We start from the raw sequence: 26,956 nt of genomic DNA, 5'->3' as shown, positions 1-26,956 counted from the left end.
TTTGCTTGCCAGCCCTGCAGTGCTGGTCGCCGATGAGCGGGCGCCTTGCGCATTTCAGAATTGTCTAGCTCAGGCGCCATCGGCTCGAGGTCACTTCGGACTGTCAAGAGAAGCAAAGAAGCGCTTCTGCTTGCCAGCCCTGCAGTGCTGGTCGCCGATGAGCGGGCGCCTTGCGCATTTCAGAATTGTCTAGCTCAGGCGCCATCGGCTCGAGGTCACTTCGGACTGTCAAGAGAAGCAAAGAAGCGCTTCTGCTTGCCAGCCCTGCAGTGCTGGTCGCCGGTGAGCGGGCGCCTCACGCATTTCAGAATCATTTCTGTTTTGCGCGGCGATCTGCTGCTTCTGACCGTGCAAGTGCCTCCATATCATCATGGTCAGCTAATTCTTTCGAGAATTCAATGTCTTTTCCATCAGGTTCAATCGATCGAGGGGCATGTTGAGTTTGGTTGTTATTCTTTTTACTCATAAGCTTGCCTCCTTTTGCAAAATGACCGGTGAGTGGACTTGCTCTCACCTAGAAATAGTTTGCTCATTATCGCAAGCAATATGAGTATCATCTGCGCGCTGCTCGGTCTGCAGCCTTGAAATCAGACTGGTATCTTACTTCTTGTGCTTTACTTAATGTTTTTCTTTCCTCATTTGGACGACGCTTTTTGTTTGCCAATGTTATTCCCTCACTTTCTATAGGTAGTAGTTATAGTTTGCCTTACAAAATGAAAAAATATCCCAATTTTTTCATAAAAGTGAGTGGAATTTATAGAACGTGGTTTAAAAAGGGGGACAAAAAGAACCAGCTGGCTAAAGTCAAAGCAACACCCAAGCAAACCAACTCGGACTTTTTGAAACCTTTTTATCGCAAGAGGTGTTGGAGGGCTCCTTTTAGATGAGGATATTGAAATTGGTAGCCGTTAGTAAGTGCTTTTTCCGGAAGAACTTTTTGTCCTTTAAGCACGAGAACGCTCATCTCACCTAATAGGGCTTGTAACGCAAAGCTTGGTACGGGGAGCCAATGTGGTCGCCTGAGAACAGTGGCGATCGTTTGACCAAAGGGCTTCATCTGCTCTGGGTGAGGAGCTGTCAGGTTTAGTGGGCCAGCTATGTTCTCATTGGTTAAGGCAAATTCCAGTATACGAACGGCATCTTCAATATGAATCCACGAAAGCCATTGGCGACCAGAGCCTACGGTACCACCACAACATAATCGGTAAGGGGTCAACATCTGTGGAAGTGCACCGTTTTTCTTATCTAATACAAGCCCAAAACGTGCATAAACAGTTCGTATGCCGAGGTCTTCGGCTTTACTTGCTTCGTGTTCCCATTGTTTGCAAACAGTGGCTAAAAAGTCATGTTGATCACTTTGTGTACGTTCTGTAAACATTTCGTCTTGAGAAAAGCCGTAGTAGCCAATCGCAGAAGCATTAATGAATACCGGTGGCTTATGATCGAGAGTTTTTATGAGTTCAATGAGCTTACGAGTTGCTGTTTCGCGGCTTGTGACGATCCGTTGTTTTCGTTCTTTTGTCCATCTCCCGCTGTTTAACGATTCCCCGGCCAGGTTAATAACCGCATCAACTTTTCCGATTTCTTCTATTGAAAAGGGAGTATCTGTTAGCCATTGAAGATAGGTGACCTTCTCGGAAGAACTTCTTTTGTTTGTTGAACGTGTTAGTATATAGACATGATGTCCGTTTTCGGTGAGCCTTTCTGTCAGTGCAGAACCGATAAAGCCGGACCCGCCAGCAATAACAATGTTCATGTGAGTAACCTCCTAACAAGTAACTAGGTTCGTAATGATTCGCATGAGTTGTAGTTTTATCTTACCATAACTGGTAGTTGGCAGGAGATTGAGGTGAATGACAAGTGGTAGTAATTACAAAAATCACAACACAAAAAAAGAACACCGAGCGTTTTAATATTTTTATTGATCGCGGCAGTGGTGAGGAGTTTGGGTTTAGTGTTGATCAGGATGTTTTAATCAAGCACCATTTAAAAAAAGGAGTCAAACTTTCCGAAGAGCAGTTACGGGATATTTTTTATGACGATGGTGTTAAGAAAGCATTTAATTTAGCGATCAATTACTTATCTTATCGGATGCGAACCAAAAAAGAGATTAGCCAGTATTTAGCAGGCAAAGAAATTGAGCCGGCTGTTATTGATGAGGTGATCGTAAAACTAAACGACTATCGTTATATTGATGATTTAGCTTTTGCAAATGCGTTTGTACGAAGCCGCATGAATACCACGGCTAAAGGGCCGCGAGTGATACGACAAGAATTAATTGAAAAAGGAATTACAAATAAAGACATTGAAAAAAGCTTAACTCAGTACCCTCTGGGGCAACAAATCGAAACGGCTGTCCGATTGTTAGAAAAAAAATCAAACCAATATGCACGCTTATCAGAAAAAGCCTTAAAAGCAAAGCTTTCGGAGGTTTTGGCAAGTAAAGGCTTTTCAATGGAAGTAATCCACCAAGCGATAGCACAGGTTGAAATTGAAAAAGACGAGGGTGAAGAATGGGAGGCATTACTCATTCAAGCGAATAAGGTAAAAAAGCGTTATGCTAAATATGACGGTTATGAATATAAACAGCGGATGAAACAGTTTTTGTATCGGAAAGGTTTTCCGCTTGATTTGATTGATCGCTATTTGAAGTGTGAAGATTGAGTAGCAAGAAAGGGTTAGGTACTAACTTTTTCCTTATTATCTACATCGAACCTTTGTCACTGTTTTGAAAATCGACTATAATAAAAGAGGAAAAATGCCTGTGGAGGCGGTAAAAATGGAAAAACGCTATAGTCAAATGGAAGAACATGAATTGCGCCAAGAAATTGCACTCTTGAATGAAAAAGCGAAAAAAGCTGAGCAAATGGGGATGGTTAGTGAGTTTGCTGTCTATGAACGAAAAATGGTGATGGCTAAAGCATACTTGCTAGATCCAAATGATTTTAATCCTGAGGAAACGTACATTTTAGATGAAGACGATAATACGTTTACAATTTCATATTTAAATGGAACGTTTGCGTGGGGATATCGAAATGATCAAAGCGAACTAGAAGCTGTACCGATATCACTCCTTAAAGAAAAAGTGAAATGACACAACACGAAAAGAAGAGAAGTAGGGTGGCCTACTTCTCTTCGTCATAACTATGATCGCTTACGCGTTTGAACTTGTAGGACATAGTTATGAAGGCTTTGTTGGGTTTCACCGTTTACTTGATGGAATGCATGCTTTGGATTTGCTCGTGGAGACTGGAAAGGGTTTTGATACTTTCGTTTGAAATCCTTACCCACAAAAAGCACCTCCTGAATTATCCATACCTTGCGCGTTAACTACTGTTCTCGGTGATGATTTGCATGATTCATTCGCTCCTGAGGCTGAGTCTGAATCGTACCATTGGCACGTTTTGATGAGTATTCAGCTCGCGCCCGCGGATCCGAGAAGCTGATCCGATTAGGAAAGCCTTTTTCTTTGTTGCGCATGAGGTGAAACCTCCTTTCTAATCGGTACAAGCCTAGTATCACACGTGAGTGGTTTACTTATGTTAGAAAATGATGTAAAGAGGGATGAAGCATGAATGAACAATTTGATCAACTAACGAAACGACTGCTTGAAAAAAATAATCAACTTTCATATGAAGAAGCAAGGTCTTGGGTTGAAGGCATGTGGGAGGATTTTGAAGCGACCAGAGCAAAAGCAGGTAGAGAATACCGCGGGAAAGAGATGACAGAACAAATCGTCTTGCGTTGGATCGAAAATTATGGACCACATTTGCATCGCTATGCGAGTCAAAATAAAAAATTCAAACACCTAAAAAAGGACGAGGAAAGCTAGTTAAATGGCTTCACTCGCCACAAGCCCGTTGTGAGGAACCCACTCACACCGGGCTTTTAAAAGATGGTGGCGGTTACGCTCAACGCTTCGAGGCTGGGATAAAAGTTAAAACCAACCTTTTGTCCCAGCCTCTATGTGTGGTCTTCATTTATTGCGTGGCGATTTCTAATTTCTTTTGCAATGTTTCTTCACTAAACACCCAACCGGTGTATGAACTAATAATATTATAGTCATCATCAAGTTGGACAATCGCGACAAATGGATAATGCCCTTTACTGCGATAGCGCAAATCGATAAATCGTACCTCGTGATAGTCCTCTTTCTCCTCAACTTCCCAGCGATAGGCGGGCGAGAATGAAAGGAAGGCTGCCAAGTTTGAATCTTTTTTGGCGGCTTCAATAATCGGGATATTCGGTATCGGTTCAAATGGATAGCTTTCAAAAAAGTTAATCGTATGGTTTCGAGATTCGGCGACTTGCATAATCTCTGGTGTGCGTATGACTAAATGCCATTGATTCCATTTAAATGTCGGTGAAATAAAAATATGTGTTGCATCTGAAGCAAGCCGCTGTGCATGAGCAATCACATTGTTTCGCGCTTTGAACCGCCAAATGTAATAAAAAATTAACATGATGTATAGGGTTAGAAAGGTCAAACCAGGATCTGCACCATATCGCCAGAGTACAATCGCGATCAAATGGGTAATGAATATAAATGGATCAAAGATGTTGATGACCCCAAGCGCGATCCACTTTTTATTAAATGGTGAAAGAGCCTGAGTCCCGTACGCATTAAAAATATCAACAAAAACATGTAAAATCACAGCTAAAAACGTCCAAAGCCAGAGGTGGAGTAGGTTTGTCTCCGGTTCAAACAGTGCAATGCCACCTGTAATTAAAAGTGGCCAGAGCATGACTGCTGGAATCGAATGAGTCACTCCACGGTGGTTTCGTATATAGACGGCGTTATTTCTTAATTTTAAAATCGTATCAAAATCGGGAGCTTGTGACCCAATAATAGCGCCAATCATCACGGTTTGTCTTACGATCGGATCATTCGCTACGACTGGATCAAGTGTAGCAAGTCCGCCGATAGCAATCCCCATAACGACATGGGTTCCTGTATCCATGAACTGAACCTCCTTATTTGCTGGGGAACTAATAAAATAAAAGTGCAAAAATAATGCGATTCGTATGAGGATTCTTTAGAGACTGTTCAAAAAAAATGTTTTTTTCTTTTTTTGAACAGTCCCGTAGCAATGAGCGAAGCCGCTACTCACCTCTAGGAGTGGCTTTCTCCTAGAGGTGAGTAGCGTGCGGAGCCATTGCCAATTCCACGTGGTGTGTGATAAAACATCGTGGTCTTGAACACGCTCTTATTTTACATACTTTATTTATACCCGAAATTCGCTTTCTTAAAAAGGGGGAATTTGAAGTTGGAACAAAGTTTACAAATTTTTATCGAATATAAAGTAAAGCCAACAAAAGTAAAAGAATATGAAGAGGTCATGGAAAAGGTTGTTGATCTGCTGCCAGAGTTTGAAGCAAGTGATATCCAATGGTTTATCGCTACCGATCAACCATATTTATATGTAGAAATGTTTAAAGTGCCAACCAAATCGCATTATTTAGCGTTGAAAAAATTACGTCAATCTGATGAACATCACTTATTTAGCCAAATTGGGCCTATGGTTGAGGGTGGGTTAAAAAGCATCCATTGTTGGGCTTTTCAGGCAAAAGTGAATCGATCGTAAGTGGAGGAAATGCTTGTGAGTAATGAACAACTAGAGGATTTTAATATTCGTCAATTTCAAAAGGATTTAGTAACTTGGTTTGAAGAGAATAAACGAGATTTACCATGGAGAGAAAATCAAGATCCATATCGTGTCTGGGTATCGGAAATCATGTTACAACAAACGAGAGTTGATACAGTGATTCCTTATTATCAGCAGTTTATGGAGAAGTTCCCGACAATTGATGCCTTAGCAGAGGCAGAAGAACAGCAAGTCCTAAAGGCTTGGGAAGGATTAGGTTATTATTCTCGCGTGCGTAACTTGCAAACGGCTGTCCGAGAAGTGTCTGAGCACTATGGTGGTCAGGTTCCTGATACGAAAAAAGAGATTTCAAAATTAAAAGGCGTTGGACCTTATACAGCTGGTGCGATTTTGAGCATCGCTTATGGCAAACCTGAACCAGCTGTCGATGGCAATGTAATGCGGGTTCTCTCGAGAATTTTATTAATAAAGGAAGATATTGCAAAACAAAAGACGAGAAAATTATTTGAAGATGTAACCACTAGCCTCATTTCTGCAGATAAACCATCAGAGTTTAACCAAGGATTAATGGAGCTTGGAGCGTTAATTTGTACACCGAAATCACCAGGTTGTTTAATCTGTCCGGTTCAAGCCCATTGTCGAGCGTACCAAGAAGGTATTCAGGAACAACTCCCAGTAAAAGCGAAGAAGAAGAAACCAAAAGGGAAACAATTGGTAGCTGCGGTGATTGAAAATGAATGGGGACAAGTATTAATTCATCGTCGTCCTAGTGAAGGATTGTTAGCACGATTGTGGGAGTTTCCGAATACGGAAGCAGGTAGTGCTGATCAGAAGCAAGTCCTAAAAGATTTTCTGACCGAACATTATGGTGTAAATGTCACTGTTGGAAAAAAGGTACAGACAGTTGAACATGTTTTTTCACATTTAGTTTGGAACATCTCTGTTTATCAAACTGAATTATTAAATGAAGGCAATGAGAGTGATGAGTTGAGATGGGTAAGTAAAACGGAGATTGGTCAATACCCATTTCCGGTTTCCCATCAAAAAATCATTGAACAAAACGTCAAATAAATGGAGAAGGAAACATAAGTGAAAGCCTAGAAACAAACTAAAAAGGAGATGGTCAGGCATGGAGTTAAGTTTAGAAGGGAAAGCGGTGCTGATTACAGGAGGTTCTAAAGGAATCGGCAAAGGGATTGCGGAAGCATTTGTGAGAGAAGATGCCAAGGTTGGCGTTATCGCTCGGTCTAAAGAAGGACTTGATCAGATTAAGCAGGAACTAGGGACTGTTGAAGTTTTTCAAGCAGACCTTATGAAGAGAGAAGAACGCACACGTGCATTCGAGTCGTTTATGCAAACGTTTGGAACGATTGATATTCTTATTAATAATGTTGGGGGTAGTAATGGGAGTACTGTAGCGGAGACTGACTTATCGTTGTTTGAAGAAGCGATGCAGCTGAACTACTTCTCTGCTGTCGATTTTAGCCAACTTGCAATGCCGGTGATGAAGCAGAAACAAAATGGAAGCATTATTAATATTTCTTCGATTTTCGGGCGAGAGTCTGGTGGAAAACCGACCTATAATAGCGCGAAAGCAGCAATGATTAGTTTTACGAAATCATTGGCTGATGAGGCAATTAAAGATGGTATCCGTGTCAATGGAGTGGCTCCAGGATCGATTTTACACCCAACAGGGAATTGGCAAAAGCGTTTAGATGAAAATCCTGAAAAAATCGAGTCGTTTGTCGCTAGTGAAATTCCAGCAGGGCGATTTGGGACGGTTGAGGAAGTGGCCAATGTCGTTGTGTTCCTAGCGTCAGAGAAGGCGTCATGGGTGGTTGGTGCAAGCCTTAATGTCGATGGTGGTCAGTCAAATTCGAACTTTTAATAAAACTGTTTACTGATACCTTCATTTAATTATCGCTATCATGAGAGGAAGTCAGAGGATATGAGGCTAATCTAAAAACATCTAATTCCAAGTAAGGAAGAAGGTAGTTAAGATGGAGCAGGGGAAACTCTTTTTGGCTTTTTTTCGAGTCGGGTTGTTGGGCTATGGCGGTGGACCAGCCTCAATCCCACTCGTCCATAAGGAAGTAGTAGAGAAATATAAGTGGATGGATGCTGAGGAATTTACCGATATTCTCGCCATTGGGAATACATTGCCTGGACCGATCGCTACGAAAATGGCAGGGTATATCGGTTATCGTGTCGCGGGTGTTCTCGGCATGATCAATGCAATTATTGCGACAGTCGTGCCAACGATTGGCTTATTAATTCTTTTGTTAACCTCTCTTGCTTCCTTTAGCGATCAAGCATGGGTACAAGGGATGACAAAAGCTGTTGTACCTGTTGTTGGTGTGATGATGGCAGTGCTGACGTGGGATTTTTTTGAGAAGGCAAAGGCTGGTTTAGGTTGGCTGAAGAGTGGTGTTCTCTTTCTTTTAAGCTTTGTCTCTATAGGCCTTATCGATGTACACCCAGGGATTATTATCGTCACTCTACTGCTCATCGCCTTATATGGACCAGTGAGAGGGATGGAAGGGGGAGAAAGATGACCTATGTTGAAATTTTTCTTGCCTTCTTTATACCGGGAATCATTGGCTATGGTGGTGGTCCGGCTTCCATTCCACTAATTGAATACGAAGTCGTTGAACGCTATCAGTGGCTAACGGTAGATGAATTTGCTGAAGTTCTGGCGCTTGGCAATGCTTTACCTGGTCCAATTGCCACAAAAATGGCAGGCTACATTGGATATGACCAAGCTGGGGTCTTAGGTGCATCTGTCGGTGTTTTTGCAACCGTTGCGCCGTCTCTAGTGTTAATGATCGTGTTATTAGGACTCTTAAATAAGTTTAAGGAATCACCGAAAGTGAAGTCGATGACATTATTTATTCGTCCGACGATTGCGGTTTTACTCGGATTATTAGCGTATCGTTTCTTTGCAAATTCATATAGTGATGTTGGGATTTGGCAAACGTTATTGTTAGTTATTGTTAGTTATTTATTATTACAAAGGTGGAAAATTCATCCTGCCTTTGTGATTATCGGTGCGCTTGTTTATGGTGCATTATTTTTAGGATAGATCAGGTTGTTATCCAATATAAAGAGAAGAAGTCGCGTTCGTGCGACTTCTTTATTGATTTCGGAGGTGAATCTCTTCAATTTGTTGTTTAGTTTTTGGTGTACCTAACTCATAAAGCTTTTGATAGACATGATCTAAGCCATTTTGAAATTCATTACTATCGTCATCAAGGAACTCGTCTTTAAAATGACGGAATGTAAATAAGTTGCGTAATTCAAGGTCGTGAGTTTGTACTTCTTTTAGCAAATCTTGCAAATCATGCGCTTCTTCAGGGGTAGCTTCAATTTCATATTGGATCAAGCCAGGGTCGTCGATTTTTGTTACATTAAGATCTTCCATACTAATTGGGTTTAAATTAACGTAATAAATTTCTTTATCAGCTGCCAATGATGTCCCCACCTTTTTAGTAAAATTCTACTTACCGATAGTTTCTACAATTTCACTGAAACATACCCACAAGAATAACAAAAAAGAAGGCTCATAAAAGTAACAGTAAGCCAGTGAAGGACAAAACAAGGAAGAGAAGAGTGGAAAGTGTCCTTCATGAAGGCGATGAAGGACAAACCGAGGCAGAAAAGGATGAGAAATGTCCTTCATGGAGGTGATGAAAGACAAACTGAGGTAGAAAAGGATGAGAAATGTCCTTCATGAAGGCGATGAAGGACAAAACGCGGTTGAAAAGCAAGGAAAGTATCATTCTTGTAGTCTGTTTGTTGTTGATTATTTCTTTTTTTAATAAAAAAGCACCGCGATTGCGGTGCAGACGTTACTAGTCCAATTGAATTTCAATAAAGCCCCTTTTTTATAGTAATAATGCTAAACGCTTGGCAGCTTCTTGGAGACGTTGTTCTTCTTGAACGAGGGCAATTCGTACGTACCCTTCACCTTCTGAGCCAAAAGCATGACCAGGTGTGACGATAACCCCTTTTTCAATCGCTTCAAGCGAGAAGTCTAGGGATGTGTATTGCTGTGGGGTTTTTGCCCAAACAAACATCCCACCTTGAGGCGTGCGAACGCTCCAACCCTGAGTATGTAGCTCTTTAACAAAAATGTTGCGTCGCTTTTCATATGTCTTACGATGCTCATCTAGAAATTGATAATCACTCGTCAATGCTGCTGCAGCTGCGGATTGAATTGGATGAAAAACGCCGTAATCGAGGTGTGATTTTATCGTTGCCAGTGGTTGCAGTAAGGTTGGGTCACCAATCACATAACCGATGCGAGCGCCTGCCATATTGAAGCTTTTTGATAGGGAGTTAAATTCAATCGCCGTTTTTTTCGCATCTTGCACGGCTAAAAGGCTGAGTGGTTTTTGATTATCAAAAATTAGTTCACAATAGGCGAAGTCATGAATAACTAGAATATTGTGTGTAAGACCAAACTCAACAATCTCCTCAAAATAGGTCTGATCAGCAAGGGCTGACGTTGGGTTGCCTGGATAGTTAAAGATCATTATTTTTGCTCTTTTTTTAATATCTGCTGGGATTTCATCCAGGCTTGGCTTGAAGTTGTTGCTCTCATTGACAGGCACCTGATAAAGCTCTGCTCCAGCGATATGGGCGCAAGCCGAATATATGGGGTAGCCAGGATCTGGCGCGATAATCACATCACCTTTGTCTAGATAAGCAAGAGCAATATGGGCAAGTCCATCTTGAGATCCGATTAGTTGTAGAACTTCGTCTGTAGCAACCTCGACATCAAAGCGCTGTTTATAATAATGGCAGACGGCTTCATTAAACGTATCCGTACTATTAATTGCGTAGCCATATTGGTCATCACGAAGCACAGATTGGGCTAAGTGCTCTTTAACAAATGCGGGTGGTGGTGAATCTGGACTTCCGATGCTCAGGTCAATCATATCTTGACCTTGACGTAATTTTTCGTTTTTCTTTGCAGCTAATTCACTAAAGACACTTGTTGCTAAATTGTTTAGTTTGTTTGACGGTTTAATCATAAAAAATCCCCCGGTTTTCTCTGTCGAAATCTAACCTCTTCATTGGAAAGGCATTTTACTATTTCTTTTCATTTTAATCGAAAATGGGGAAAATTCATATTGTTTCCGCAAACAAAAAAGGAGGACGAGCAAAATCATAGGTTTTGCATCATCCTCAGGAGCATTATTCGTATTGGATTCTTGTTCCGTGTTCAGCACTGGCATCGTGTTTAAATCCGCCTCTTGATTCAATCTCTTCAATAATCTCACGGTGAATCGTAACGCCTTCACTATTTAAATAAGGAACCATTTGTTGCAAACTTTTATGAAAGTAAGCGAGTTCTTTATCTGTCCAGTCTTTTTTTGACATCATTGTTAATTCAGTCATGTCACGGCCAACATACATATGGCATCCCCCTCTTCATTCAGAGCTATACACATTGTTCTAGATTAGCTTTTGTAAATGGCTGAGGTGGTATACAAAGAAATGGACGATGATATGTAGAAATAATAAGGCGTTGATTTGGTCTTTACTGGATGGTTTTAACTGCATGTAGTAAACTTAGACGATACATAACAAAAATGTGATTGGAGGAAAATAATGGATCGTAAAGTAGCGCTAGTTACAGGAAGTAGTAGGGGAATTGGGAAAGAGATTGCAATTCGTCTTGCTAAACAAGGCTATGATATTGTTGTCAATTATGCAAGAAGCAAGAAGGCAGCATTAGAGGCAGCTGCAGAATTAGAGGAATTAGGCAGTGACGTCCTTGTTGTCAAAGCAAATGTCGGTAAGCCGGAAAAAATTAAAGAGATGTTTGCACAAATTGATGAGCATTTTGGTCGCCTAGATGTTTTCGTCAACAATGCTGCATCAGGGGTGTTGCGCCCGGTTATGGAAATTGAAGAAAGTCATTGGGATTGGACGATGAATATCAACAGTAAAGCGTTGCTGTTCTGTGCCCAAGAAGCGGCTAAGCGAATGGAGAAAAATGGTGGTGGGGCGATTGTCAGTTTAAGCTCACTCGGTTCGATCCGCTACTTGAAAAATTATACAACGATCGGTGTGTCAAAAGCAGCATTAGAATCATTAACACGCTATTTAGCAGTCGAACTGGCGCCTATGAACATTGCCGTTAATGCTGTTTCAGGTGGTGCTGTCGATACGGATGCACTCACTCACTTCCCAAACCGTGATGAGTTATTACAAGATGCAAAAGAACGAACGCCAGCTGGAAGAATCGTTGAGAAAGAGGATCTTGTCAACGGTGTAATGTTCTTATTGTCAGAAGAAGCATCGATGGTTCGAGGGCAAACGCTCATTATTGATGGCGGAATTTCATTATTAACGTAAGAAATTTGGATAAAAAAATCACTTCCTGGTTAGATTAACTCATGTGGAGGTGATACGAATGGCAAACCAAAATCCAAACCAAGCTCAAAGCCAAGCGTCTCAAACTAATGCACAAAGAGTGAGACAACAAAATGCAGCATCTGCTCAAGGGCAAAACACCGAATTTGCTAGCGAAACAGATGCTCAACAAGTAAGACAACAAAATCAACAGTCTGAGCAACGTAAGCGTCAGCAGTCTTCAAACAACCAAGCTGGTCAATAATACGTAGCTCTACAAGAAGCACTTCCTGTGTAACAGCAGGAGGTGCTTTTTTAGTAGTTGTAATGGGTTCGGAGTGCGCTAGCAGAGGAGAAAAGCGGATGAAGGCGGCTTACTCGCGCCGCCTTAGGATTGAAGTTCTGAGCGAGGGAAGAGAAGGATATTAGCGGAAGGTAGGGCAAAAGAACAAATTAAATTTTTATAGATGGGTGCGGTGACTGCTGTTAATAGGAGAAGAGCAGATTTTTCTAAACCGTATGCGTTTCAAAATAAATTAGAACGATGTATAATAAAAAGGATAATAAGTTAACAGGTGAACAAACACACACAGGTAAATGGTACGAATAAAAGGGTTGATGAAAGGAGCAGTCGATGTTTTTTAAAAAAAAGAAGAAAGCAAAGGAGGAATATCCGGTTGTAGACGTTTCGATTGACGACATAAGACAAGCGATTACGACTTGCGCAAATGAGCTGCCAATGGGCGTTTCACTTCGTTCGTTTATTAATGATGACTGTAGCATTAACTATGAATTGCTAAAGCCATTTTTAAAAGCGATCCCAGAGCGTACTTACTATATGTCTAAGGAAACGTTTGAGGTTTTTGAATCACCAGATCTGCCGCGAACGATCGATCAAGTCCAAAGAGCGGTTGATCAATATATACAAGAAACGAAGCAGTTACCAGTCATACCTGGAAATCCTGATAATAAAATCAGTTACTATATGATTAGAAACTATTTGAAGGAAGAGCCAGAGTTTGAACTGTATTTAGAGGTCAAAGACCACTTAGTTACACATCGACGTCCGGAATCTTAACAAACTAGAAAGGAGAAAAGTATGAGTTTCCCAAAAACAGGGAGTAAAATCCAAATCCAAAGCTACAAGCATAATGGATTAATTCATCGCATTTGGGAAGAAACGGTTATATTAAAGGGGACGTCAAAAGTAGTCATCGGTGGAAATGATCGTATTCTTGTTAAAGAGTCTGATGGAAGACAATGGCGTACGAGAGAACCGGCGATTTGCTATTTCGATTCGGAACAATGGTTTAATACAATTGGTATGATCCGTGCTGACGGTATTTATTATTATTGTAATTTAGGGTCTCCATTCACATGGGATGAAGAGGCTTTAAAATATATCGATTACGATTTAGATATTAAAGTGTTCCCAGATATGACGTATAAATTACTTGATGAAGACGAGTATCAACTTCATCGTAGACAGATGAATTATCCAAAGGTCATAGATACGATTTTACAACGAAATGTCCAAGAGTTGATCTCGTGGATCCACCAGCGTAAAGGTCCATTTTCACCTCAATTTGTAGAAATGTGGTATGAGCGTTTTTTGCAATACCGATAATTGACAAGAATGGTGATGGACTGAACATGATGAAGTAATCAAAGCCTGTAGATGCAGGCTTTATTATATTTAAGAGTCTGTTCAAAAAAGAGGGGGCCCACCCGTTTGAACGTGCTCTTTAAGTACAATTGGCGAGAGGTGATGGTTTCTGGGTAGTATTAAGCGTTATATGCAGTTTGTAAAACCTTACTGGAAAGTTATTTTAGCTACATTGGTTATTGGTGTATTTAAATTTGGGATCCCGTTAATGACACCATTGATTGTCATGTATGTGATTGATGATATCATTGCTGCTCCGGATTTAACAGACTCAGAGAAACTCTCATCACTATACTATGCATTAGGGATTATGCTGTTTATTTTTCTAGTTTTGCGCCCGCCAGTAGAGTATTATCGTCAATACTTTGCACAATGGACGGGGAGTAAAATTTTATATGATATTCGTAATCAATTATTTACACACATTCAGAAGTTGAGTCTACGTTTTTACTCAAATCGAAAAGCAGGAGAAATTATCTCCCGTGTCATTCATGATGTTGAACAGACAAAAAACTTTGTCATCACCGGTTTAATGAATATTTGGCTTGATATGGTAACGATTTTAATTGCAATTATTATTATGCTTAATATGAATGTTTGGCTCACACTCGTCGCGATCTCATTGTTTCCTCTGTATGGATTCTCAATTAAATACTTCTATGGAAGGTTACGTCACTTAACAAGAGTTCGTTCACAAGCGTTGGCTGAAGTTCAAGGGCACCTTCATGAACGGGTACAAGGGATGAATGTGATCCGTAGTTTCGCTTTAGAAGATTATGAGGAAACAAACTTTGATAAGAGAAATCAACATTTTCTAAACAAAGCACTTGATCATACGAGGTGGAATGCGAAGACGTTTGCCGTTGTTAATACGATTACAGACCTTGCGCCATTACTGGTCATTTTAGTGGCTGGTTATTTCGTAATTACGGGTGATTTAACGGTAGGGGCGATGACGGCCTTTGTCCTTTATATGGAGAGACTGTATAATCCGTTACGACGATTAGTCAACTCCTCGACAACATTAACGCAAGCGATTGCATCAATGGACCGTGTGTTTGAATTTATTGATGAGAAGTATGATATAAAAAATCGTGAAAATGCGATTGAAGTGAAGAATGCTCGTGGAGAATTTGACTTTGACTATGTTACATTTCATTATGATGAAGATGAGGCACCGGTACTAAAAGATTTAAACCTTCATGTCAAACAAGGAGAGACGATTGCCCTTGTCGGTATGAGTGGTGGTGGAAAAAGTACGTTAATAAGTTTGATCTCACGCTTCTATGATGTAACAGGGGGAAGGGTCGTTCTTGATGGTAAGGATATTCGCGATTATGATGTTAGAAGTTTAAGATCGCAAATTGGAATGGTGTTACAAGATAATATCTTATTTAGTGATTCTGTCAAACTTAACATCTTGATGGGAAACCCAGACGCCTCAGATGAGGAAGTGATCGCAGCAGCAAAGGCAGCGAATGCTCACGATTTTATCATGAATCTACCAAATGGTTATGATACTGAGGTTGGAGAACGAGGTGTGAAGTTATCTGGCGGACAAAAACAACGCATTGCGATTGCGCGCGTGTTTTTGAAAAACCCACCGATCTTAATTCTCGATGAAGCAACATCTGCGCTTGACCTTGAAAGTGAACATTTAATTCAGGAATCCTTAGCGATTTTAGCGAGAGATCGCACAACATTTATCGTCGCTCACCGGTTATCAACAATTACACATGCGGATCGTATTGTTGTGATCGAGGATGGGGAAATATCCGAAGTGGGGAATCACCATGAATTAATGAATAAACGTGGAAGTTATCATAAATTATTTGAAGTGCAACAATTGAATTAGTAAGTTTATGGAACAGAAAGTCCTACGATGAGAAAGAACGGTCATCGTAGGGCTTTTTTAAATGGATAGATTTCTTGAACTCGTTTGATGAGGGTGGATCTGCCTGAGTGAAGGGAAATAATCGTCAAGGAGTCGGGGCGAAAGGTAAAAAAACAACCTGTAGTCCCAGTCTCTTGGTTTTAAGTAGGGTTTCGGATCCACATACCTGACGAGGATAAAAATAGAGACCGAACCACGGTGTTGAAGGATAGAGGTTCGGTCTAACGATTGCTTTTTCTTTAATGATCATCCTCGGGTTCTTGGACATTGGCTTGGTTGTCTTCCTTATGGTAGTTGAAAAACGTTTCAACGAGGTGATCAAAATGTTCGAGTTGCTCATGGTATTCAAGAATTTGTGAGATGACTGGGAAGACATGGAGCCAATCCTCACGGTTAATGTCTGGGTGGTTGTAGTAATCCATAAATAATTCTGTTAAATCTTTGCTTCCACTGTTTACTTCGTCGATCGTTTCTGTCGTTGTTTCAGAATTAACTTTTCCTACATAGCGTAGTAAAATTCGATCGTGATAGATTGTTAACTCATCTAGCTGTGTTTGGATCAGTCTTTGTAATGACTCAGGCATCTGTTGAAGCACGTGGGTACGGCGTTCCAGATTTTTTAGAACAAATAATGCCTTTTTTGATGTTAGTAACATTTGTCGGAAGAGAACAACCTTACGTGCTTTTCCGTATTTTGTTTTTAAAAAGTAATTACGTTCTTCTTTGTAAAAAAGGTAAAGATTCTCTAACTTGATCATATTATCATTAAGTTTTGTGATATCCTTTTTAAGTGCCTGTGGATCAGCATCATGACGTGTAGCAAGATTGATCCAGCGGATAATCTCCTCAGTGAGATTGATGTTTTTGTAGTATAGTTTTGTTTCGTAACGTGGTGGAATAAAAACTAAGTTCACAATAAAGGCTGCCAATACACCGATTAGAATAAGTAAAAATCGTAATGATGCAAATTCAACGAAGTTTTCCGATGGACTTTCCATAATAATAATCACGGTCACAATGGCCAACGGAATTGTTGATGGTTCAAGTTTTAGTTTCAAAACAATGGCAATGGCAATAACAATAACTAATCCAATGACAAATGGTTCATCACCGAGTGTAATAACGAAAATAACCGCTAGTACAGCTCCGATAATGTTCGCTTGGACTTGCTCTAGGATTGTTTGAAATGTACGGTGAATGGAAGGCTGAATCGCAAAAGTAGCGGCTAATGCCGCGAACATAGCTGGTTCAAATCCAAGAAAAGTAGCCAAATAAAGCGATAAAGCAACCGCCAATCCCGTTTTAAAAATCCGAGCACCGAGTTTCATAACTAACGATGTCCTTTCCTGTACGTACTATAGTGTAAAAACGCGATCATAAAGAAATTATGAGTACAATTAAGGTACTATACACCGTTATACAAGAATAATCAAGCTTTTAAGAGGAAGTAAAAAATGTAACCTGATCCTGTTCGGTACTCAAAGGAAAAGGACTGCCCTTACCGGACAGCCCTCATGTTGTTTTATTCTGTTGAAACAGATGGATCTGCTTGTTGTTTGAGTGGAATGACTTGTAGGAAGTTCTCAGCAGGGTCTTGAAGAAGCTCTTCAATAACTTCGGCCTCGTCATCTTGTCCGTACTGCTTGAGACGATCACGATAGTTTGTTAGTAACTCATTGACATCATCGAGTCCTTCAGTAGATAATGGTTGAATTTCAACCTTCGCCCCTTTAGCAATTCGTGCTACGAGAGCTTCTTTCGTTAATCCTAATTCAGGCTGATGGCGTAAGTAAACGACACCGCCAGTCATTCCGGCACAGATCCATGGACCTGGATCACCAAGGACGATTCCTCGACCGTTGGTCATATATTCAAATGCAAAGCCTTTGATGTTTGCAGTTGTACCGAGATTTGCACGATGGTTTTGTTTTAGTGGTTCAGTTAGACGGCCACCAAAAATCATATCAGCTCCAGAAAGGCGGATACCAGCACGTGCATCGGCGTTTCCTTGGATCATAAATGTTCCTTGTTGAGCACCATAACCTGCGCCTTTACCGACAGAACCATTGTAATACTTTCCGTCTTTTCCTTTTGATTTGAAGATCATGAATGTACCGCCGAACGATGTTTTCCCGATGCCGTCTTGAGCACCGCCATCCACGTGAATCGCAATGCCATCACTATTATAAGCACCAAGACCATTTCCAGGGATCGAGCCATCTCTGAAGCTTAAGTTAACTTCTGGTAGCTTGCGGTAGGAACCATCTAGTTTTCCGCGGACACGGTGGCAAGATACTCGACTGCCTAGTACACGCTGATCAGCAGTTACGCTTGAAAACTCGCGTGATTTAGCTAAATCCTCAACATGATAATCAAGGTATTCAGCACCAGCTGCAACAGCTAATTGTTGTTCTTCGCTTTGTTCTTGGCTTACTTTTGGTAATTGTGGCACTGTTTGCGCTGGGATTGTCTGTAGCATGGTCGTTAAATTGATTAAATCTTTCCCGCGGTTTTGCACAAGCAGGTCAGATCGACCGACAGCATCTTGAACAGAATCAAACCCAAGTGAAGCTGCGAGCGCTTGTAGTTCTTTAGCAAACGCTGTGAACATGTTAGTAAGTCCTGTAACTGCTGTATCAAATTGACGAGGAACAAAGCGGCGTAACCCATGCTCTTTTGCTTGTTCTTCTGATTCAATTTGCGTCGCAATACCAACGTGACACGTATCTAAGTGACAGCCACGGCACGTTGTACAGCCGACAGCGATCATTGATAAAGTACCGAAGCCAACACGGTTTGCACCTAGTAACATAACTTTCATAACATCAAGAGCACTCTTGATACCGCCATCTGCCCATAGTTCAACTTGCTGACGAAGTCCTGATTCAACAAGGGCATTGTGTGCAGCTTTTACACCGATTTCAACAGGAAGGCCAACATGTTGTAGGGCATGAACACGAGCAGCCCCCGTACCACCGTCAAAACCACTTAATGTAATATAATCCGCTCCAGCTTTCGCAACCCCAACAGCGATTGTTCCGATGTTTGGTACGATAGGAACTTTTACAGCGACTTTTGCTTGGTCATTGGCTGTCTTAATTTCAGTAATGATTTGCGCTAAGTCTTCGATAGAATAAATATCATGGTTGTTCGATGGTGAAATTAAATCTGATCCTGTTGTCGCATTACGAGCAGCGGCAACTTTTTCAGTAACCTTCGAACCAGGTAAGTGACCACCTTCACCAGGTTTTGCCCCCTGACCGATTTTGATTTCTAGTAGGTTAGAAGAGTTCAATAGCTCGGCATTAACCCCGAATCGTCCCGAGGCAATTTGTTGACCACGAGTATTCGGATATTTTCCAAGCATATCCTTAATTTCGCCACCCTCACCATTGAAGCTGATCATGTTGAGACGGTCAGCAGCTTCAGCATAAGCGCGGAAAGCAATCTCATTTTGAGACCCGAATGACATTGAACTAATAATAAATGGTAAATCATGATTACTTACTTTTAAGTTTACTTTTTCTTGATCAACAGTAGACTCAACCTCTTTTAAATCAGCTAAGTGGCGAATTGAGATCGGGTTCTTTTCCTCTTGCTGACCAAGCTTATCACGGTACGTGCTATAATCGGATGCCCCTGAAGCGATGTCTCCAATAGCTTTCCAGATACGCGGGAAGAAATGGAATGACTTCCCAGGGCGTGCTTTTTCATTTGTGAATTCTTCGATACGAGCAAGCGCATCGTTTTTCATTTCGGTAAAGTTGTAGCTCAGTTCATCAGATCCTAGGAAGTTAACGATGTTAAGTAATTCAGCGATTTTATTATTTAAGCCGATCGCTGAGAATAAACGTCCATAGCCTCGTAGTTCGTGAATACCAATGGTTGAAATGACTTTTTCCAAGCCTTTATTTAAAGATTCGTAAAGCTTAAGTGCAGATGTATCATCATCACTGTGTACCGTTGCAAACATAATGTATGGATTAATGACATCAGCACCGAGGCCGAACAACACCGCGATATCATGTAATGAACGAATCGCACCAAAGCGAGTCACGATGGAACAATGACGACGAAGCTGGTTTTCTGTCAAACCTTGATCGATCGCCGATGTAACAAGGTGAGGATCGAGCCATAAATGATTATCGGTATGAGCCTTCTCGTCATCTAGAACAAGTAATGAGGCACCATCGTTAATCGCGGTTGACGCTTCATCAACTAAACGGCGTAGCGCTTCATCAACGGTCTCATCGTTTGAAAACGTCGTTGAGAGGTAGTAAATCTCTTTTTTATCCTTATATAATGAAACGATTTGGTCATAAGACGGATTGCCAGTTTCTTTGGCAATTGCACGTCCAGCTGGTCCTTCAATCGCAAGTGGCGAAATCAGTTCAATGTTTGTATGTGTCGGCTCTTTCTCAAAAAGAGATGGACGTTTACCTAAAACGACACGTGTAGAGAAATGTTCCGTTTCGCGATCGCGGTCAATCGCAGGGTTTGTAACAACAGCGACACTTTCTTTAATAAAATCTGCCACATTTTTGCGCCCTTGATGAAGAGACGCTAACGGTGCATCATGTCCAAGGGAACGGATCGGCTCGGCACCTTTGTCTGCCATTTGCTCAACCATTTGAACATGTTCACGATCCCAGCCGAATGCGGCGTAGTGACCATTATGAACATCTGTTTGTAATGCAACCGTTTGAGGGTCTGGTAGTTCTGGTGTTTCGAGACGGCTACGGCTGTCATCAAGGTTTAGACGTCCGTTCATTCGTTTATAGACTTCCTCTTGATAATCGTTTTGAGAATAAACAGCTAACGTATCATTTTCATTCCATTTAAGTCCGACTTTCTCTCCCGGAGCAAGTGGTTTTGGTTCGGCAACAAACTCAGTTGAAGAAATGATCCCTTGCTCAGAAGCGAAGTAATAAGAAGATTCACTCTCGAGCATCCATACCGGGCGTAGACCTAATGAATCAACACTAAATGCTGCTTCATCGCCGTAACGAGAGATAATACCCGCTGGTCCTTGAGCAAAGTGACCCCATGCTTCACGAATGTATGCATATAAATCTTGCAGGTGATTTGGTAATGATTTAATTTCATTGATAATCGGTGGAAATAGAATATCTAGTGCCTCAAATAGAGTGTAGCCATGTCTAGAAATTAACGTATCGATGACGCGGTTTAGATCTTGTGAATCACTTGCACCATCAACAAGTGGTACATCGATCATCTTTGCTTCGTCACGAAGCTTTGCAATCGTGTTAATTTCACCATTGTGGCCGATCACACTAAATGGTTGAACGCGGAAAAAGTTTGATAATGTATTCGTTGAATAACGATTATGTCCTAATGTCATCGTTGATGCAACGAGAGGATTAGCTAAATCATGATAAAAACGAGGTAAAACATCGCCCGCACCCATCACTTTATACACGGTATGATAGTTACTTAGAGATGCGACATGGACGAGTTTGTCTGTCTCAATGTCAAGAAGTAGATTAAATAATGTTTGGTTAATATTCGTAGTATTGTTAGTTGGTAGAAGGGCCAGTTGCCAGAAGACAGGCTCTTCACTTCTCCCTAATGGACCTAGTGCATCAGAATTTGTTACTTGATCCGTTTCATAGACAAGCTCTAGACCATAGTTTTGAATGTGAGCTAGAATCCTAGCTTTTGTTTCTTGTGTGTTCGCTTCTTTATCGATAAAGATATGTCCCACACTAAAATCTGGGCGGTCAACGTGTTGAGGGTCTTGGTTAGCATTTGTTAGTTTTTCTTTCCAAAGAACTCGTGGGATATCAATGTGAACGCCAACACCATCGCCTTCTTCGTTAATAAAACCAGCGCGATGGTTCATTTTAACTAAAGCATCAATACAGTCGTCGATATTCTTTTTTGTTGGGATTCGTTTCTTTTCCATTACTGAGACGATACCGCAGCTATCGTGTTCAACATTTCGATAATCTTTAAACGTGCTTGGATTCCAATTTTTCATTTGACTGGCCAGTAATCTGACCTTCACCTCCTGTAAATAAAGTACATGTTCGAAAAGTTGGCAAATTTGCGAAAACAGTTGTCAAATCTTCTTACAAAAAATGGACACAAAAAGGCTTTGTTTGTCTTTGGCGTTTGCAACCCTCTATCATTTGTTAACTTTTCGAACAGACTTTTCATGTTGTTAGCTTTTCCAACATGAAGATCAATTCAGATAATTAATATTGTAATTATCTGAATTGTGTAAGTAAGTATATCACCATAGTTGAATAAAATCAATCGTATTTATTCAATTTTTAGAATTGATGGTAATTAATAGAGGGGAATGGAGGAAGCCTCGAGGTCAGGAAACCCTTGATTTGTAAACGTTTTCAAAACTCATGTTAAAAAAGTTAACAGGTGAACATCTGTCCACCTGTTATAAAGAGTGTATATTTATGCATTATTGAATTCTTGAAATGCATGTTCTACCGCTTGTAGGGTTTTGTCGATCTCTTGATCTGTATGAGCGGTAGTTAGGAACCAAGCTTCGTATTTTGAAGGAGCGAGGTTAATCCCGTTGGCTAACATTAACTTGAAAAACCGAGCAAATTGTTCGCTATTACTATTTTCGGCTTGTTCATAATTGCTCACAGTTTCTTCTGTAAAGTAAACGGTCAAGGCACCTTTGAGTCGGTTGACGGTGATGGGGAGGTTATACGTGTTTGCATGCGCTAAAATACCGTCTTCTAACCGTTTCCCTAATCGGTCCAATTCATCATATACGTCTTCTTGCTGTAAAACTTCTAGACATGCGATCCCGGCGCTGATTGAGGCAGGATTACCAGCCATTGTCCCGGCTTGATAAGCAGGGCCTAGTGGTGCGACTTGCTCCATAATATCTTGGCGTCCGCCGTAAGCTCCGATCGGTAGACCACCACCGATAATTTTTCCGAGTGCGGTCATATCCGGTTTAACATTTAGGTAATCCTGAGCGCCGCCATACATGAAGCGGAAGGCCGTAATGACTTCATCGTAAATGACAAGAGCACCAGCGTTATGAGTGATATCGTTGACCTTCTCAAGGAAGCCTTCTTTTGGCTCAACGATGCCGAAATTACCAACAATTGGTTCAACGAGAACGGCTGCAATCTCATCGCCCCATTTATTCATCGCTTCTTCATAAGCGTTAATGTCATTGAAGGGAACAGTGATGACTTCCTTGGCGATGCTTTTTGTCACACCGGCGGAATCCGGAGTACCTAATGTGGAAGGTCCTGACCCTGCGGCTACTAGGACTAGGTCTGAGTGGCCGTGGTAACAACCTGAAAATTTAATGATTTTATCGCGACCTGTATAAGCACGCGCGACCCGGATCGTTGTCATAACGGCTTCGGTACCAGAGTTTACAAATCGAACCTTCTCCAATGAAGGGATCGCTTCTTTTAGCATTTTTGCAAATTGGTTTTCAAGTACCGTTGGTGTTCCGTATAATGTTCCGTTTTCGGCGGCTTTCGTGATTGCTTTCGTAATATGGGGATGGGCATGTCCGGTAATGATCGGACCGTAAGCTGCTAGGTAATCGATATATTCATTTCCATCGACATCCCAAAAGTAAGCACCTTCAGCTTTTTCCATAAAAATAGGAGTGCCACCGCCGACGCCTTTAAACGAACGGGAAGGGCTGTTGACACCACCTAGGATGTGTTCATTTGCTTCTTCAAAAAGACGTTCTGAGTTCGTGATTTTCATATAATGTGTATCCTCCTCGTTAACTGCCATCTCCTGTTCTATTGTAGCATTTTTTGGAATGAAAATAGAGGTGATGTGAGGAGGGGAATGAAAAAGTGTGGAATTCACTTTTTCATTCCCCTGCCTGTTACTTTTTCAGCAGTCTCGATGTGAGTTAGAAGCTTTTTGTCCTAATTGCAGATGGATAAGCATAACTTTAATTGAGGTGGGGATTGATGGGTGAGTTGATAATCTTTGTTGTGATGGTACTAGCGGTCATAGGGGTGATCATGAGTTTGTTATTATTACTGAATAATCACCCTGTGCGAGGTCGACGCGTATCACTTCGGAATTTTATTGTCCTGCTTCTCGTCTATTTGACCATCATTATTGCATTTGGAAGTTTATATATGGCATTAGAAATGATGGGCTTTGCCGTTCTGACTGAAGGGGAACGGAGGGTGGGTGGATATTTCATACACCTGCTTGAAGATGTGATGTACTTTAGTGCCGTAACCTTATTATCTGTCGGCTATGGTGATATTACGCCACTTGGGATCGGTCGACCGATTGCGATGGTACAAGCACTGATTGGGTATGTCTTGCCAGCTGCATTTGTTGTCACAACCGTCATCTACAACGAAAAAAGTTCTGAATAGTTGTAACAGTTATGGAGATTGGTTAATCTATAGATAGACTACTATTTGTTTGGAGGAGATGTGGATGGCTGTTGAAGTTGGACAACCTGCACCGGAGTTTACGAGTGTAGCTAATAATGGAGAAGAAGTGCGATTATCTGATTTTCGTGGGAAGAACGTTGTGCTTTATTTTTATCCAAAAGATATGACACCTGGATGTACGACTGAGGCTTGTGATTTTAGAGATCGCAGTGAGGACTTTGAAGGGCTTGATACGGTGATTATTGGCGTAAGTCCGGACCCAGTTGAAAAACATAAGAAGTTTATTGAAAAGCATAACCTGCCATTTTTATTGCTAGCGGATGAGGATAAATCGGTAGCAGAGGCATATGATGTATGGAAGCTAAAGAAAAATTTCGGTAAAGAATATATGGGGATTGAGCGATCAACCTTCGTGATTGATAAGGAAGGGAAGCTTGTAAAAGAGTGGCGCAAGGTTCGTGTGAAAAACCATGTGGAAGAAGCGCTTACGTTCGTGAAAGAAAATTTATCGTAAACGTCTTAAGGGGCGATCGAGACAAAACGAGTTAAATGATTGGCAATGGCTTCACTCGCCACATGTCCGTTGTGAGAAACTCGCTCATATCTGGATTTTAAAAGATGATGGCGGTCACGCTCGTTGCTTTGAGACTGGGACGGAAAGGTAAACTAACCTTTTGCCCCAGTCTTTTTTTGTTTTTGGGTTGAAGGCGAGCAGGTGAAGGTAAAGGAGATTGCAGTGCGCTTCCTAGAAGTGACTTATAGAAGGTTCGCGTCGATATTGTCACATAGGAATGTTTAGAGTTGGGGATAATTTTACTATCATCAATATCACGACCCTAACATATTCTGATACAAAGGGACGGTTATTAATAATAGGAAACAATCGATTATACGAACAGTGTTAACATTGACAAGCGAAGTTGGTCTATACTATACTGTTTATAAACATTATAAAGTAAGAATCGTTGTTTGAAAGTGAGGTGCATGACGATGTCAAATCATCGCCTGCAGGAAGCGATAGACTCATTGAAGAGTACAAGGGTTCGCATGACCCCGCAGCGTCATGCCATACTCGAATACTTATTTGAATCAATGACCCATCCGACAGCGGATGACATTTATAAAGCGTTAGAAGGTAAATTCCCGAACATGAGTGTAGCCACTGTCTATAATAACTTACGTGTATTTAAAGAGGTGGGCCTTGTTAAGGAATTGACGTATGGAGATGCTTCTAGCCGCTTTGATTGTGTGACAACGGATCATTATCATGTCATTTGCCAAGAGTGCGGGAAAATTGTTGATTTCCATTATCCGGGTCTGGATGAAGTTGAAACATTGGCTGAGCATGTTACGGGATTTAAAGTGAAGAGTCATAGAATGGAGATTTACGGGGTTTGTCCTGAGTGTTCAGAGGAGAGCCCTACATTAAAAAGCTGAAAGCCGCGAGCCTTCAGCTTTTTATTTTTTTGTTGTATTTTTCATCGAACTCTTTTCCTTCTAATGAAGGATCTAGTGTTAATGGTTCATTGCAATGCATGCAAGAATCGACTCGTCCAAGGATTTTGGTCGTTTTTTCACAGGTAGGACATGTGACTTGAACGGTTTTGGTTGATAGCATTCCAATCCAGAAGTAGACCACTGTACTTGCGATGACGCATAGAAAACCTAGTAGCATTGCCACACTCATCATGATTGGAGAGGTTCTAAAGAAGATCCCGACGTACATAATAATGATTCCGATAAACACAAGTCCAAGTGCAAATGTTCGTACTTTATTTATTTTACTCGTTTGCTTCGCCATTCGTTTCCCTCCTAGAACAAAGTATAGCATAGTGTGTACAGAGAAAAAATCACCTTGTCTAAGAATTGCTGAATTTACAAAAGGGTTTATTTCATTATTGTCGAAAATAATTCATTAAGAGTGTGTCCGAAGATGGGAGAGGGGTACCGTTATGGAGGATTTGTTAAGACAGTTATATCAAGATAAGGCTAGTGAGCCAGAGACATTAGGGATCTTTATTGTTGAAAAAGAGAAGGTATCGGAATCGATAACGGATTTGTTTGATGTTGTTCTTCTTATTGTACGCAGTAAAAAGAGTGAGTCTTGGTTTGTTAAACACTATGAGTTCCGCTCTATGAAAGTGGCTGTTCATTATGTAAATGAAGAGTTGTTGTATAATTGGTTGATCACTGGCAATAATAGACGAGTGATCGATTGGGTCTTTCATGGGAAAATTTTATTCGATCGCAATGAATTTGTAAGTACGCTGAGAGAACGGATTAATGACTTTCCGTTAGAAGACCGCAAGAAGAAGATTGGGATCGAGTTTGCCAAATTAATTCGCCGCTTCGAGGATGGGAAAGAATTGTACAAGGCAGAGCATTACTTCGATGCATTTAATAACATTATGCATGCGTTGCACCACCTTGCTCGATTAGCTGTCATCGAACACGGCTTTTTCCCTGAGGTTACGGTATGGAAGCAAGTGAAAAGCATTGAACCGCAAATTTATAAATTGTATGAAGAACTGATCGTTGGAGAAGAGCCAATTGATAAACGACTCGAGTTATTGTTAATTGCCAATGAGTTTGCGGTGAGTTCGAAAACATCGTTAGGTGCTACTCACTTATTAGAAGTGATGGGTCAAAAAGAAGAAGTGTGGTCGTTCTCTGAGTTGATGAATCAAACAGAGGTTGTTGACTATGCCCTAGATCTTGAACTGTTGCTGAACCATTTAGCGAAAAAAGATTTAGTGGAAGTGATTCGTATTGAAACGAAAGGAAAAGGAATCTTTCATCGCTTTTATAAAAAATATAAATGATTTGTTGACATTGTTTTTTGGATGTGCTAAATTATATCTTGTCGCTGACGAACAAAGCGAAATTCACTCATAACTTTTTGTTTTAAAAATGTTGACAAAGAGATCTTGCGGTGATACATTATAAAAGTCGCTGTTAGCCGACATGGTTGTTCTTTGAAAACTGAACAAAAAGCCAAGCGAAAAAGAGATACATGATATCTCGTCAATTATTATTT

At 40.9% G+C, this 26,956-nt stretch carries 30 protein-coding genes; 17 read left to right on the top strand and 13 right to left on the bottom strand.

What is annotated here, in order from left to right; all coding sequences use genetic code 11:
* Positions 1-310 precede the first annotated feature (310 nt).
* From KH400_RS19910 to KH400_RS19900, 3 genes are all read right to left on the bottom strand, one after another.
* Positions 311-466, bottom strand: a complete 156-nt coding sequence (locus tag KH400_RS19910; RefSeq protein WP_217227656.1) for a YfhD family protein — start codon at positions 464-466, stop codon at positions 311-313.
* Positions 467-553: 87 nt separating this feature from the next.
* Positions 554-664, bottom strand: coding sequence for a YfhE family protein (locus tag KH400_RS19905; RefSeq protein WP_217227655.1), 111 nt, complete (start codon positions 662-664; stop codon positions 554-556).
* Positions 665-850: 186 nt separating this feature from the next.
* Positions 851-1,756, bottom strand: a complete 906-nt coding sequence (locus KH400_RS19900) for a TIGR01777 family oxidoreductase (RefSeq protein WP_217227654.1) — start codon at positions 1,754-1,756, stop codon at positions 851-853.
* A 104-nt stretch (positions 1,757-1,860) separates the two neighbouring features.
* Here KH400_RS19900 and recX point away from each other — a divergent pair, with 104 nt between their 5' ends.
* Both recX and KH400_RS19890 read left to right on the top strand, forming a co-directional pair.
* Entirely contained in the window at positions 1,861-2,664 is an 804-nt protein-coding gene (gene recX, locus KH400_RS19895) for a recombination regulator RecX (RefSeq protein ID WP_217227652.1), read from the top strand.
* 115 nt (positions 2,665-2,779) lie between these two features.
* Positions 2,780-3,094: a YfhH family protein gene (locus tag KH400_RS19890; RefSeq protein WP_217227650.1), complete on the top strand. Its 315-nt coding sequence runs from the start codon at positions 2,780-2,782 to the stop codon at positions 3,092-3,094.
* Positions 3,095-3,144: 50 nt separating this feature from the next.
* Here KH400_RS19890 and KH400_RS19885 read toward each other — a convergent pair whose 3' ends face one another.
* The gene (locus KH400_RS19885) at positions 3,145-3,291 is read right to left on the bottom strand and encodes a YpzG family protein (protein ID WP_217227648.1); all 147 of its coding nucleotides are present in this window, start codon (positions 3,289-3,291) and stop codon (positions 3,145-3,147) included.
* Between the two features lie 39 nt (positions 3,292-3,330).
* On the bottom strand, positions 3,331-3,480 hold the full coding sequence (sspK, locus tag KH400_RS19880) for a small, acid-soluble spore protein K (RefSeq protein ID WP_217227647.1): 150 nt from the start codon (positions 3,478-3,480) through the stop codon (positions 3,331-3,333).
* A 91-nt stretch (positions 3,481-3,571) separates the two neighbouring features.
* Here sspK and KH400_RS19875 point away from each other — a divergent pair, with 91 nt between their 5' ends.
* On the top strand, positions 3,572-3,832 hold the full coding sequence (locus tag KH400_RS19875; RefSeq protein ID WP_217227645.1) for a YfhJ family protein: 261 nt from the start codon (positions 3,572-3,574) through the stop codon (positions 3,830-3,832).
* A 148-nt stretch (positions 3,833-3,980) separates the two neighbouring features.
* Here the strand turns inward: KH400_RS19875 and KH400_RS19870 are convergent, their stop codons facing one another.
* Positions 3,981-4,961 (bottom strand): metal-dependent hydrolase, encoded by a 981-nt coding sequence (locus KH400_RS19870; protein WP_217227644.1) that lies wholly within the window; start codon positions 4,959-4,961, stop codon positions 3,981-3,983.
* Between the two features lie 306 nt (positions 4,962-5,267).
* Here KH400_RS19870 and KH400_RS19865 point away from each other — a divergent pair, with 306 nt between their 5' ends.
* The 5 genes from KH400_RS19865 to KH400_RS19845 all read left to right on the top strand — a co-directional run bounded on the left by KH400_RS19865 (position 5,268) and on the right by KH400_RS19845 (position 8,688).
* On the top strand, positions 5,268-5,585 hold the full coding sequence (locus tag KH400_RS19865; protein WP_217227643.1) for a hypothetical protein: 318 nt from the start codon (positions 5,268-5,270) through the stop codon (positions 5,583-5,585).
* Between the two features lie 9 nt (positions 5,586-5,594).
* Positions 5,595-6,677 (top strand): A/G-specific adenine glycosylase, encoded by a 1,083-nt coding sequence (mutY, locus tag KH400_RS19860; protein WP_217227642.1) that lies wholly within the window; start codon positions 5,595-5,597, stop codon positions 6,675-6,677.
* A 58-nt stretch (positions 6,678-6,735) separates the two neighbouring features.
* The gene (locus KH400_RS19855; protein ID WP_217227641.1) at positions 6,736-7,494 is read left to right on the top strand and encodes an SDR family NAD(P)-dependent oxidoreductase; all 759 of its coding nucleotides are present in this window, start codon (positions 6,736-6,738) and stop codon (positions 7,492-7,494) included.
* 112 nt (positions 7,495-7,606) lie between these two features.
* Entirely contained in the window at positions 7,607-8,161 is a 555-nt protein-coding gene (locus KH400_RS19850) for a chromate transporter (protein WP_217227640.1), read from the top strand.
* Positions 8,158-8,688, top strand: coding sequence for a chromate transporter (locus KH400_RS19845; RefSeq protein WP_217227639.1), 531 nt, complete (start codon positions 8,158-8,160; stop codon positions 8,686-8,688). The genes KH400_RS19850 and KH400_RS19845 overlap by 4 nt, the downstream gene beginning before the upstream one ends.
* A gap of 51 nt (positions 8,689-8,739) precedes the next feature.
* On the opposite strand, the gene KH400_RS19840 is transcribed toward KH400_RS19845, so the two are convergent.
* From KH400_RS19840 to yfhS, 3 genes are all read right to left on the bottom strand, one after another.
* Positions 8,740-9,075: a hypothetical protein gene (locus KH400_RS19840; RefSeq protein ID WP_246589895.1), complete on the bottom strand. Its 336-nt coding sequence runs from the start codon at positions 9,073-9,075 to the stop codon at positions 8,740-8,742.
* Positions 9,076-9,490: 415 nt separating this feature from the next.
* On the bottom strand, positions 9,491-10,642 hold the full coding sequence (locus KH400_RS19835; protein ID WP_217227638.1) for an LL-diaminopimelate aminotransferase: 1,152 nt from the start codon (positions 10,640-10,642) through the stop codon (positions 9,491-9,493).
* A gap of 163 nt (positions 10,643-10,805) precedes the next feature.
* On the bottom strand, positions 10,806-11,027 hold the full coding sequence (yfhS, locus tag KH400_RS19830; RefSeq protein ID WP_217227636.1) for a mother cell protein YfhS: 222 nt from the start codon (positions 11,025-11,027) through the stop codon (positions 10,806-10,808).
* A 195-nt stretch (positions 11,028-11,222) separates the two neighbouring features.
* Between yfhS and fabL the strand changes: the two genes are divergently transcribed.
* The 5 genes from fabL to KH400_RS19805 all read left to right on the top strand — a co-directional run bounded on the left by fabL (position 11,223) and on the right by KH400_RS19805 (position 15,490).
* Positions 11,223-11,972, top strand: a complete 750-nt coding sequence (gene fabL, locus KH400_RS19825) for an enoyl-[acyl-carrier-protein] reductase FabL (RefSeq protein WP_217227635.1) — start codon at positions 11,223-11,225, stop codon at positions 11,970-11,972.
* 58 nt (positions 11,973-12,030) lie between these two features.
* The gene (locus KH400_RS19820) at positions 12,031-12,234 is read left to right on the top strand and encodes a gamma-type small acid-soluble spore protein (protein WP_217227633.1); all 204 of its coding nucleotides are present in this window, start codon (positions 12,031-12,033) and stop codon (positions 12,232-12,234) included.
* A 369-nt stretch (positions 12,235-12,603) separates the two neighbouring features.
* On the top strand, positions 12,604-13,047 hold the full coding sequence (locus tag KH400_RS19815; protein WP_217227632.1) for a DUF3939 domain-containing protein: 444 nt from the start codon (positions 12,604-12,606) through the stop codon (positions 13,045-13,047).
* A 21-nt stretch (positions 13,048-13,068) separates the two neighbouring features.
* Positions 13,069-13,596, top strand: coding sequence for a nucleoside tri-diphosphate phosphatase (gene ntdP, locus KH400_RS19810; protein WP_217227631.1), 528 nt, complete (start codon positions 13,069-13,071; stop codon positions 13,594-13,596).
* Between the two features lie 169 nt (positions 13,597-13,765).
* Complete coding sequence (locus KH400_RS19805) at positions 13,766-15,490, top strand: ABC transporter ATP-binding protein (RefSeq protein ID WP_217227630.1); 1,725 nt, start codon at positions 13,766-13,768, stop codon at positions 15,488-15,490.
* A gap of 278 nt (positions 15,491-15,768) precedes the next feature.
* On the opposite strand, the gene KH400_RS19800 is transcribed toward KH400_RS19805, so the two are convergent.
* The 3 genes from KH400_RS19800 to KH400_RS19790 all read right to left on the bottom strand — a co-directional run bounded on the left by KH400_RS19800 (position 15,769) and on the right by KH400_RS19790 (position 23,260).
* Positions 15,769-16,857, bottom strand: a complete 1,089-nt coding sequence (locus KH400_RS19800; RefSeq protein WP_217227629.1) for an FUSC family protein — start codon at positions 16,855-16,857, stop codon at positions 15,769-15,771.
* Positions 16,858-17,051: 194 nt separating this feature from the next.
* Positions 17,052-21,530 (bottom strand): glutamate synthase-related protein, encoded by a 4,479-nt coding sequence (locus KH400_RS19795; RefSeq protein ID WP_217227628.1) that lies wholly within the window; start codon positions 21,528-21,530, stop codon positions 17,052-17,054.
* Positions 21,531-21,964: 434 nt separating this feature from the next.
* Entirely contained in the window at positions 21,965-23,260 is a 1,296-nt protein-coding gene (locus KH400_RS19790) for a glutamate-1-semialdehyde 2,1-aminomutase (protein ID WP_217227627.1), read from the bottom strand.
* A gap of 215 nt (positions 23,261-23,475) precedes the next feature.
* Here KH400_RS19790 and KH400_RS19785 point away from each other — a divergent pair, with 215 nt between their 5' ends.
* The 3 genes from KH400_RS19785 to perR all read left to right on the top strand — a co-directional run bounded on the left by KH400_RS19785 (position 23,476) and on the right by perR (position 25,356).
* Entirely contained in the window at positions 23,476-23,898 is a 423-nt protein-coding gene (locus KH400_RS19785) for a potassium channel family protein (protein ID WP_217227626.1), read from the top strand.
* 64 nt (positions 23,899-23,962) lie between these two features.
* Entirely contained in the window at positions 23,963-24,433 is a 471-nt protein-coding gene (bcp, locus tag KH400_RS19780) for a thioredoxin-dependent thiol peroxidase (RefSeq protein ID WP_217227625.1), read from the top strand.
* A gap of 476 nt (positions 24,434-24,909) precedes the next feature.
* Positions 24,910-25,356, top strand: a complete 447-nt coding sequence (perR, locus tag KH400_RS19775) for a peroxide-responsive transcriptional repressor PerR (protein WP_217227624.1) — start codon at positions 24,910-24,912, stop codon at positions 25,354-25,356.
* Between the two features lie 13 nt (positions 25,357-25,369).
* Here perR and KH400_RS19770 read toward each other — a convergent pair whose 3' ends face one another.
* Complete coding sequence (locus KH400_RS19770; protein ID WP_217227623.1) at positions 25,370-25,720, bottom strand: YgzB family protein; 351 nt, start codon at positions 25,718-25,720, stop codon at positions 25,370-25,372.
* A gap of 151 nt (positions 25,721-25,871) precedes the next feature.
* Between KH400_RS19770 and KH400_RS19765 the strand changes: the two genes are divergently transcribed.
* Positions 25,872-26,741, top strand: coding sequence for a nucleotidyltransferase-like protein (locus KH400_RS19765; protein ID WP_217227622.1), 870 nt, complete (start codon positions 25,872-25,874; stop codon positions 26,739-26,741).
* Positions 26,742-26,956 lie beyond the last annotated feature (215 nt).

Source organism: Desertibacillus haloalkaliphilus (assembly GCF_019039105.1).
Taxonomy (GTDB): Bacteria; Bacillota; Bacilli; order Bacillales; family KJ1-10-99; genus Desertibacillus; species Desertibacillus haloalkaliphilus.
The sequence above is the reverse complement of the archived record's forward strand: the minus strand, read 5'-3'. Positions and strand labels throughout refer to the sequence as shown.

What these genes read in the sequence shown, in the direction of transcription:
- KH400_RS19870 (WP_217227644.1), bottom strand. Translation starts at nt 4,961, where the DNA reads ATGGATACAGGAACCCATGTCGTTATGGGGATTGCTATCGGCGGACTT.
- KH400_RS19765 (WP_217227622.1), top strand. Translation starts at nt 25,872, where the DNA reads ATGGAGGATTTGTTAAGACAGTTATATCAAGATAAGGCTAGTGAGCCA.
- KH400_RS19910 (WP_217227656.1), bottom strand. Translation starts at nt 466, where the DNA reads ATGAGTAAAAAGAATAACAACCAAACTCAACATGCCCCTCGATCGATT.
- KH400_RS19875 (WP_217227645.1), top strand. Translation starts at nt 3,572, where the DNA reads ATGAATGAACAATTTGATCAACTAACGAAACGACTGCTTGAAAAAAAT.
- KH400_RS19795 (WP_217227628.1), bottom strand. Translation starts at nt 21,530, where the DNA reads ATGAAAAATTGGAATCCAAGCACGTTTAAAGATTATCGAAATGTTGAA.
- KH400_RS19790 (WP_217227627.1), bottom strand. Translation starts at nt 23,260, where the DNA reads ATGAAAATCACGAACTCAGAACGTCTTTTTGAAGAAGCAAATGAACAC.
- mutY (WP_217227642.1), top strand. Translation starts at nt 5,595, where the DNA reads ATGCTTGTGAGTAATGAACAACTAGAGGATTTTAATATTCGTCAATTT.
- KH400_RS19805 (WP_217227630.1), top strand. Translation starts at nt 13,766, where the DNA reads ATGCAGTTTGTAAAACCTTACTGGAAAGTTATTTTAGCTACATTGGTT.
- KH400_RS19900 (WP_217227654.1), bottom strand. Translation starts at nt 1,756, where the DNA reads ATGAACATTGTTATTGCTGGCGGGTCCGGCTTTATCGGTTCTGCACTG.
- KH400_RS19835 (WP_217227638.1), bottom strand. Translation starts at nt 10,642, where the DNA reads ATGATTAAACCGTCAAACAAACTAAACAATTTAGCAACAAGTGTCTTT.
- KH400_RS19800 (WP_217227629.1), bottom strand. Translation starts at nt 16,857, where the DNA reads ATGAAACTCGGTGCTCGGATTTTTAAAACGGGATTGGCGGTTGCTTTA.
- KH400_RS19850 (WP_217227640.1), top strand. Translation starts at nt 7,607, where the DNA reads ATGGAGCAGGGGAAACTCTTTTTGGCTTTTTTTCGAGTCGGGTTGTTG.
- sspK (WP_217227647.1), bottom strand. Translation starts at nt 3,480, where the DNA reads ATGCGCAACAAAGAAAAAGGCTTTCCTAATCGGATCAGCTTCTCGGAT.
- perR (WP_217227624.1), top strand. Translation starts at nt 24,910, where the DNA reads ATGTCAAATCATCGCCTGCAGGAAGCGATAGACTCATTGAAGAGTACA.
- KH400_RS19845 (WP_217227639.1), top strand. Translation starts at nt 8,158, where the DNA reads ATGACCTATGTTGAAATTTTTCTTGCCTTCTTTATACCGGGAATCATT.
- KH400_RS19770 (WP_217227623.1), bottom strand. Translation starts at nt 25,720, where the DNA reads ATGGCGAAGCAAACGAGTAAAATAAATAAAGTACGAACATTTGCACTT.
- KH400_RS19785 (WP_217227626.1), top strand. Translation starts at nt 23,476, where the DNA reads ATGGGTGAGTTGATAATCTTTGTTGTGATGGTACTAGCGGTCATAGGG.
- KH400_RS19820 (WP_217227633.1), top strand. Translation starts at nt 12,031, where the DNA reads ATGGCAAACCAAAATCCAAACCAAGCTCAAAGCCAAGCGTCTCAAACT.
- bcp (WP_217227625.1), top strand. Translation starts at nt 23,963, where the DNA reads ATGGCTGTTGAAGTTGGACAACCTGCACCGGAGTTTACGAGTGTAGCT.
- KH400_RS19890 (WP_217227650.1), top strand. Translation starts at nt 2,780, where the DNA reads ATGGAAAAACGCTATAGTCAAATGGAAGAACATGAATTGCGCCAAGAA.
- KH400_RS19855 (WP_217227641.1), top strand. Translation starts at nt 6,736, where the DNA reads ATGGAGTTAAGTTTAGAAGGGAAAGCGGTGCTGATTACAGGAGGTTCT.
- yfhS (WP_217227636.1), bottom strand. Translation starts at nt 11,027, where the DNA reads ATGTATGTTGGCCGTGACATGACTGAATTAACAATGATGTCAAAAAAA.
- fabL (WP_217227635.1), top strand. Translation starts at nt 11,223, where the DNA reads ATGGATCGTAAAGTAGCGCTAGTTACAGGAAGTAGTAGGGGAATTGGG.
- KH400_RS19815 (WP_217227632.1), top strand. Translation starts at nt 12,604, where the DNA reads ATGTTTTTTAAAAAAAAGAAGAAAGCAAAGGAGGAATATCCGGTTGTA.
- ntdP (WP_217227631.1), top strand. Translation starts at nt 13,069, where the DNA reads ATGAGTTTCCCAAAAACAGGGAGTAAAATCCAAATCCAAAGCTACAAG.